This is a genomic window from Phenylobacterium sp. (genome assembly GCF_044372605.1).
Lineage (GTDB): Bacteria > Pseudomonadota > Alphaproteobacteria > Caulobacterales > Caulobacteraceae > Phenylobacterium.
Genome location: NZ_JBILRO010000180.1, coordinates 1 through 7,193 on the forward strand (window position 1 = coordinate 1; position 7,193 = coordinate 7,193).

At 64.4% G+C, this 7,193-nt stretch carries 6 protein-coding genes and 1 pseudogene; 1 reads left to right on the forward strand and 6 read right to left on the reverse strand.

Annotated elements, in window-relative coordinates:
* The first annotated feature begins 152 nt into the window (after positions 1-152).
* Positions 153-788: a TetR/AcrR family transcriptional regulator gene (locus tag ACIQ42_RS13595; protein ID WP_397422766.1), complete on the forward strand. Its 636-nt coding sequence runs from the start codon at positions 153-155 to the stop codon at positions 786-788.
* 446 nt (positions 789-1,234) lie between these two features.
* Here ACIQ42_RS13595 and ssb read toward each other — a convergent pair whose 3' ends face one another.
* The 6 genes and pseudogenes from ssb to ACIQ42_RS13625 all read right to left on the reverse strand — a co-directional run.
* On the reverse strand, positions 1,235-1,717 hold the full coding sequence (ssb, locus tag ACIQ42_RS13600; RefSeq protein ID WP_397422767.1) for a single-stranded DNA-binding protein: 483 nt from the start codon (positions 1,715-1,717) through the stop codon (positions 1,235-1,237).
* A gap of 113 nt (positions 1,718-1,830) precedes the next feature.
* On the reverse strand, positions 1,831-2,208 hold the full coding sequence (locus tag ACIQ42_RS13605) for a hypothetical protein (RefSeq protein ID WP_397401434.1): 378 nt from the start codon (positions 2,206-2,208) through the stop codon (positions 1,831-1,833).
* 31 nt (positions 2,209-2,239) lie between these two features.
* Positions 2,240-2,932 (reverse strand): hypothetical protein, encoded by a 693-nt coding sequence (locus tag ACIQ42_RS13610; protein WP_397422768.1) that lies wholly within the window; start codon positions 2,930-2,932, stop codon positions 2,240-2,242.
* A 52-nt stretch (positions 2,933-2,984) separates the two neighbouring features.
* Positions 2,985-5,744 carry a hypothetical protein gene (locus ACIQ42_RS13615; RefSeq protein WP_397422769.1) on the reverse strand — a complete coding sequence of 920 codons (2,760 nt, stop codon included), beginning with the start codon at positions 5,742-5,744 and terminating at the stop codon, positions 2,985-2,987.
* Positions 5,745-5,876: 132 nt separating this feature from the next.
* Positions 5,877-6,710, reverse strand: coding sequence for a flagellin (locus tag ACIQ42_RS13620; protein ID WP_397422770.1), 834 nt, complete (start codon positions 6,708-6,710; stop codon positions 5,877-5,879).
* Between the two features lie 172 nt (positions 6,711-6,882).
* Positions 6,883-7,193, reverse strand: a pseudogene (locus ACIQ42_RS13625) (hypothetical protein); the annotation flags it as partial.

Genomic DNA, 7,193 nt, shown 5'->3' on the forward strand with positions numbered 1-7,193 from the left:
TATTAGCCTGTGAAGTGGCCGGACACCCTCATGTCGCATGATGTCCCGAGCGTCACCTTGATGGTGACCAGGCAGACGCAGCATTCGTGCCTGCTCCAGCCCTTTTCCGCGCGCCAACATTGACAGTGCGGTGCCTTGACGGAAAAGGGAGGATGGACCGTTACGAGGCTTCACCTTTCGTCCGACGACCGGTGCAGGAGCGCAGCCGCGTGGCGCTGGCGCGTATTGTCGCCGCTGCAACCGAAGTGCTTGTGCGCAAGGGAGATGACGGCTTCTCAATGGCAGAGGTCGCCGAAGCGGCGGGCATCCCCGTCGGCAACATCTATCGACGTTTCGATGGCAAGGACAGCATCGTTCAGGCCATCAAGCTGGAGGCCATAAGGCGCCTGGAAGATGCTGTCTGCGAGCGCCTGAACGGGCAAAAATTTGCTGGCCCAAGCGAGATTGTATCTGAAATCTCTGCAATCTTGGCTGAAATATCAGAGCGGGATGAGGCGCTTCACCGCGTATTGTATAGCTATCCCATGCTCACGCCATCGCTTCGCGCCATTGGACTGGCCGGCCGCGGCCGAGTTTTCGCGCATTACAATAATGCCGTTTCCGGCTTTCTCGATTTCCTGCCCGAAAAACGGCGGCTGTCGGTGATCGGGTTTTCCTACCAGATCATAGTATCGTCTTTTGTCTCGAAGTCCCGCGGTGATGACCCCATCCTGCTGGAGATGTCGTGGTCAGCGTTGGCGCAGGAAGTCACAAAGGCGGCCACCGGATACCTCAAAGAGGCGGCCTAGCTGTCTGGTCTCGGATGGTGGTGAAGACATAGGAATACCAGATTGGCGGACCGGCGCGCACATTGGCATGGGCGTAGATGGAGATGGCGGTAAGGCAGATGAAGGCAGCGAGCATTAAGCGGATGCCGGTTCAAGCGCCCGTCGCGCTCTGAATATATGAGAACGAGCCTTGACGCCGCTCATTGAGGTGTTCGAGCATCAGGACAATGGCGATCACCGCAAAACCCACGACTGACAGCAGCCACCATTGGTCGAACCAGGCCTTGGGCGGATTGGTCTAGAACACCAGTGGAGCGACAAGCGTCGCCGGCGGCATGAGGGCGAAGATCTTTCGCTTCAAGAATGTCTTGCAGCCCTCAGACCCCGGACCGTCCTGGGGGAAGACCTCGGCATTCACCGGGATGAGCGCAGTCTGGATCCCGGATTCGAACCGCGCGGATCCGGCCCTAGAACGGGATCTCGTCGTCCAGGTTGGCCGAGAAGTCTTCCCGAGGCGCCGAACTGGTCTGGCGGGGACCCGAGGAGAAGCCGCTGGAGCCGGATGAATAGCCGCCCTCCCCCTGCTCGGCGTCGCCGCCGCGACCGTCCAGCATGGTGAGTTCACCGCGGAATTTCTGAAGGACGATCTCGGTGGAGAACTTCTCGACGCCTGACTGATCCGCCCACTTGCGGGTCTGGATCGAGCCCTCGATGTAAACCTTGGAGCCCTTGCGCAGATAGTTCTCGGCCACCTTGACCAGGTTCTCGTTGAAGATGACCACGCGGTGCCACTCGGTCTTTTCCTTGCGTTCGCCCGAGGACTTGTCGCGCCAGGTTTCGGAGGTGGCCACGCGCAGATTGGCGACCCGATCGCCGGAGCCCAGGGCGCGAATTTCGGGGTCTGCCCCGAGGTTTCCCACCAGAATGACCTTGTTGACGCTGCCCGCCATGTCGTTGTGTCCCGTCGTTTCCGTAGCTGCGGGCTCTGGCCCGGCGGGCACGCTAGACGCTCAGATCGAGCGCGGCAAGCGAATGTTCCTTGTTTGTTTCATTCCACCCACAGCTATTGCTGCGGCATGGCGCCCGGAATCGCCAACCGTCCGTCGCCGGTCCTGACCAGGGCCACATAACGCGGTCCCTCCAGCGACGTAGAGGTCAGGACGCCCTCCCGCACCAGAAAGAGGAAATTGGCCTGGAAGGCGCCGTAGATGTCGGTCTGGTTGCCGCCCAGCCGCAGGAACTTGACCCGCATGGCTTCGAGGTTGCCGGCGCAAGCCTCCAGCGTGGCCACGGTCACCACGCGGTTGTACTTCATCGATCCGTCCTTCTGCGGCACCACATGGTAGCAGACGCCGGCGTCACCCGGCGGCTTGGTGCGCTGGGCGCACCCGACCATCGCGAGCGCGGACACACCGAGGATCAGCAGTGTTTTGACGGACATAGTTTTATCCTATCAGTCCAGCCGCCGCGCGTCATCCAACAGGTGGCAAGGCGCAGTCAGCCGCCTGCAGAACCAGCGTCGAGAATGTGCGGTTGTCGTCCGAGACCTCCACCCGGCCAGGCGTCAGGCGCAAGGTGCGCGCGCCCCAGCGGCCATAGACCGCGCCCGACGTCTCGCAGCGCCCCGCGAAGAGCGCCTGGACACAGCCGTCGAGGTCGAGGTCATTGGCCACCTTGCGCCAGCGCCCGCCCCGATGGAGCCAGCAACTGCCCGGCGGCGGTTCGGCGCCGACCTCGGCGTCAGGCTCCGGATCCGGCGTGCGGAATGCGGCGCCCGCTTCCTCCTGGGGCGGCAATGGAATGAGCGTCTGGCTGGCCTGCTGGGCCGCCGCCAGGGCGCCGCTCTCGTCGATGCCGACATCGAGCGCATCAGTGGCCACGCCATTGCGCTGGGCGCAGGCGGTCAGGCTGAGTTCGCCGACAAACTGGCCGGCGACGAAGCACCGCAGCGGCTTGGCCGGATCAATGCGACCGTTGTCATTGGCGCTGGAGTCGATGATCAGGCCGGCCTCAGACGCCGGCGGCGGCGTGGTCTGGTCCACGTCGCTGCGGGTCATGAACCAGGCCGCACCCAGTCCGGCGACCAGGGCGATCAGGCCGCCCAACGCGAAAAGGGGAGCCCCGCGCGCAGGGGGCTTGGGAGTTGGGGTCGGCGACGTCTCCATGAGGTCTGGCTAGCCTCCCGTCATGGCGCATTCAAGTCGCCAATTGGCGCGGCTACCCGCCGAGACGGTCGAGCGCGGCCTGATAGTTGGCGATCTGATTGTTCAGGTAGGCCGGCACCTTGCCCGAAATCGCCGCCGCGGAGGGCGGAGGTGGAGGTGAGGCAGCCGCCTTCATGTCGATGTAGGCCTTGCGCACCACGCCCATGGCCTGGCCGATTTCGGCGATGGCGTGTTTGCGCTCGACGTCATTGTTGAGGTTGAGGTTGCTGGGCAAGCCCAGTCCGTACAGCATGCTCTTGCCGTCGGCCGGGAGAGTTTTGCCATCCACGGTCGTGGTTTTGCGCAGGACGCCCTCCGGGATGCCCAACAGCTCCAGCGCGTCCTTGCCATCCTTGCCCAGGGCGAACTCGATCATCTGATTCGGAGTCGTCGGCTCGATGCGCAGGCTGCGCTGGCCGCCCAGGGAAGTGATGGTGACTTTCGCCTGGAAGTTACTGTTTCGACGTATCTTCTGGGCCAGGGTGTCGATCGTGTCGGCGGCTTCAATGGTGACGGTCCGGGCGGACCCCTGCCCCGTCTTTATCGTAAACTGGTCGCCGGCCCGGAGGGCGGAGGCCGCCGTCAGGCGCGGTGAATCGCTGAGATCCAGCTGGCCTTGCGGCAGGCCCAGACGATCCAGGACGCTGGAGCCCTGGTTGTCCACGGCAATGCTCGTGGGCGCCGCGCGCCCGTCCTTGCCCGTAAACCGGCGCGACCACTCGACCGTCCCGGCAGCTACGTCGAGGCGCGTGAGAAAGCCGTCCTTCGTGCCGATCTTGTCGGCGAACCCCGGCAGATCCGTTCCGACGGCGCCGGCCAGCCAGATCTCGCCGCCGGCACCGACGGCCAGGGCGGTGGCGCGGTCGTCCCCTGCCCCGCCGTAGTAGGCGATGGAGCCGCCAGGTCCGAGACTGGAGGAAATCCGCGCCGCGAACGCATCGCTGCCGCCCGAATGCGCCCGGGTGATGGTCCCTGCGGCCAGGGCCGGGTTTCCTGCGGACCCGGCCACGACAACCTCGCCGCCATCCAGGGCAAGGCCGGTGATCTCACCGCCCTGCAGATCGCCGAGATCGCGCGTGGAGGTCTGTACGGGATTGGCGCCAGAGACATCATACCGACGCAGAACCGCGCGGCCGTCCTCGTTGCTGGCAGTGACCACGGAGGTCCCATCGACCACCAGACCGGCCGGGCGGTCCGTGCCGGCGGTGCCGAAAGTCGTGGTGAACAGCGTCTGCACCTTGCCGGTTCCATCCGGCTTGAAGGCCTCAAGATAGCTGTCCCAGCCGCCGATGGCCGTGGTCCCCGGAAGGGCCGACTGGGCGCGGCCAGCCACATAGACGGTCCCGTCGGCGCCGAACGCCACCTGGCTGGCCTCGTCGGCCTTACGCGCGCCGCGCCGCTGGGTCCAAAGCTCCTGTCCCTCGGCGTCGAAGACGGTGACGTAGCTGTCCGACAAGGCGCCAGGGCCGGCTGTGGAATTCAGCGCGCCATTGACGGCGCCGTTGAGCCCGCCCGTGACGGATCCGGCAATCGCGATCTTGCCGTCAGCCGACAGGGCCAGGCCCAGGCCACTGGAGGTCTCGGCGGCCCCCAGAACACGGGCGAAGATCAGCTTCCCGGCGCCGTCATACTTGAGTAGCGCGGTGTCCTGGGCGCCCCGGATTTCCTGCCCGGCGACCTTGGAGGTCACATCGGCCAGCATGTAGACAGAGCCGTCGGCGTCGACCTTGGTCTGGCGGACGGTCTTGACCTCAGGACCCAGGGTCTGGGCGAACACGCGACCATCCACCCAGTTCTGCTCGCCGGTCTGCTGCAATGGCGCGCCAAGGTTGGTGGTGTCGGTCTGGAACTTGAGAAACTGGCTGCGGGCGATGCTGTCGGCGGTGGCGGGTTTGCCGTCCGGATCGGGGTTGCCGGCGTCCTGAGCCAGATAGACCGCGCCCGCCGTCGCCGGCGCCTGGAACGAGACGGTTTCTCCGGCTGAGACCTTGAACTTCAGCGCAAACTGATCGGGATTGGTTCCGATGGTCACCGGCTTGCCGTTTACCGTGGTGGTCTTCGGCGATCCGGGCGTACGCGCCGAGGAAACCCGCACGTCAACACCGGCGGCCTGAAGCTGGCTGTTGATGTACTCCACGGTGGCGCCCATCGTGCGCGGCGTGGCGCCCATGGCCGACAGGTCGATCGGGACATTGAATGTGGTCCCCGACCGTTTCACAGTGATGTTGAACGCCACTGCGCCCTGGAAAGCTGGAACGACGGTCGAGCTGGACCCGCTCACCAACGGCGGGGTCTGGTACTCGGTTCGTGTCCGGGGGACGCCCAGCTTGGCCTTGGCGCTGCTGGCGGCGTCGCCCTGGACCAGGCGCAGCTTTTCGAAAGATGAATCGTCGACGTAGCCGGAGACCTCTTCGAGCCCTCGGTTAAAGGCCTGACTGATGCGTTGCTTCTCGCTGGCGTTCAGGCTCTTGGCGCCGGCCTGCTCGGCGACGCCCAACAGGCTGCCAAGACCCGCATAGAGGGCGAACAGTTTGCGGTAATCCGTACTGGCGCCAGGCAGGTCCAGCTTGGCCGAACCCTCGTTGATGAACTTGCGACCCGACAGGGCCGACTTGATCGCCGCGCTGGTTTCCGCGGGCGTTGTGGCGCCGTTCCACGGCGCCGTGGGCGCGACCCGCTTGAAGGTTCCCGAGGATCCGCTCGCAGCCGTCCGCACACCGGTCCGTGACTGGTACATCGAAAGCAGCAGACTGGAATCAATCGCCGTAACCATAGTCTCGCTCGCACAGACACAAGGTCCGCATGTTCACGATAGCCACAACAACACTTACCGCCGGTTAAGCCGCCCGAAAAACACCGCACAGACGCCACTACGGCACGGTCAGAGCGCCGTCAGCGTAACGGGCTAGCCGCCGCGGAACAAATCCAGGATGATACGCGGCGCCGAGTTCGCGATTGAAAGCGCCTGAGCGCCCAGCTGCTGCTGGACCTGCAACCCCTGAAGACGCGCGCTTTCCTTTGCGAGGTCAGCGTCAACCAGGTTCCCGACGCCAGACTCCAGAACATCAGACAGTTTGGACACGAAGTTGAGATGGGCATCGATCTGCTTGGCCTGGGAGCCGAGATTGCCCAGCGCCTGGTTGACGTTGGCGATGGAGGCGTCAAGGCGCGCCAGCACGGTTGTGGCGATGGTGATCGTGGTGATGCCCGCAGTAGCCGGGATGGTGATGTTGGAGCCGCCCAGAGCCAGGGTGCGCGTCGAAAGGGTGAGGCGCGAGGTCGCCTCGGCGTTGGCGAGGAACTGGATATTGCCCGCCGTGCCGCTGAAGATATTGGCGCCGTCGAAGCTGGCATTCTGCACCACCTGAGTGATCTGTCGCAGGATGGCCTTGAAGTCCGAATCCAGCGCACCCCGCGAAGCCGCATCCAGCGATGAGTCCAACGCTGCAACGACCTTGGCCTTGAGCTCAACCAGGAGGTCCGAGATGGTGGCGCCGGCGGCGAGCGAAACATCCGCGATCGAGGTCGCGCGATTCAGACTGTTGGTCACCGCCCCCAGCGCCCCGATATCGGCCCTCTGCCCCTGAGCAATGGCCCAGACGGAGGCGTTCTCCTTGGCGTTGTTGATCCGCAGACCGGTGTTGATCCGATTTTGCGTCTCGGTCAGCTTGTCGGTGGTCGCATTGAGGTTCTGGAGCGCTGTCAACGCTGATTTATTCGTATGGACGCTGATCGTCATCGCGCTCTCCTGGCGGTCCGACCCCGGCGGCGACTCGCAACCGTGTGGTAAGGACACTGTAGGAAAACGTGGTGATCAGAAGGTTAACGCGCCACGCAGAACGCCGCCGCCGGGTGCTCCGGGGCGGTTAACGGTGCATACTGGTCCTGCGCGAACGGCGGGCCGGGCTGGATCAGACCTCGGTGCGTACGATCGTCCCGGACTTGTATTCGTCGCCTGATTGCAGCTTCAGGATCTCTTCTCGAGGAAACTGCCGCAGGATTTCGCCCGTCACACGGTTGATCGTCTTGTAGACGTACGAGCCGCTGACCTTACCTTCTTCAATGACCAGACGAATGTCGACTGGATCCGGGCCTGTCGCCACCGGCTTGGCCTCTGGTTTCCCAGAAGCCGGACCTGGCTGGCCTTGCGTCGGGGCTGGATCGAGCAAGCGTGCGTTGGCTGCGATCTTGGGTTCCATTGCTCCTCTCGCCGACCTGTGGT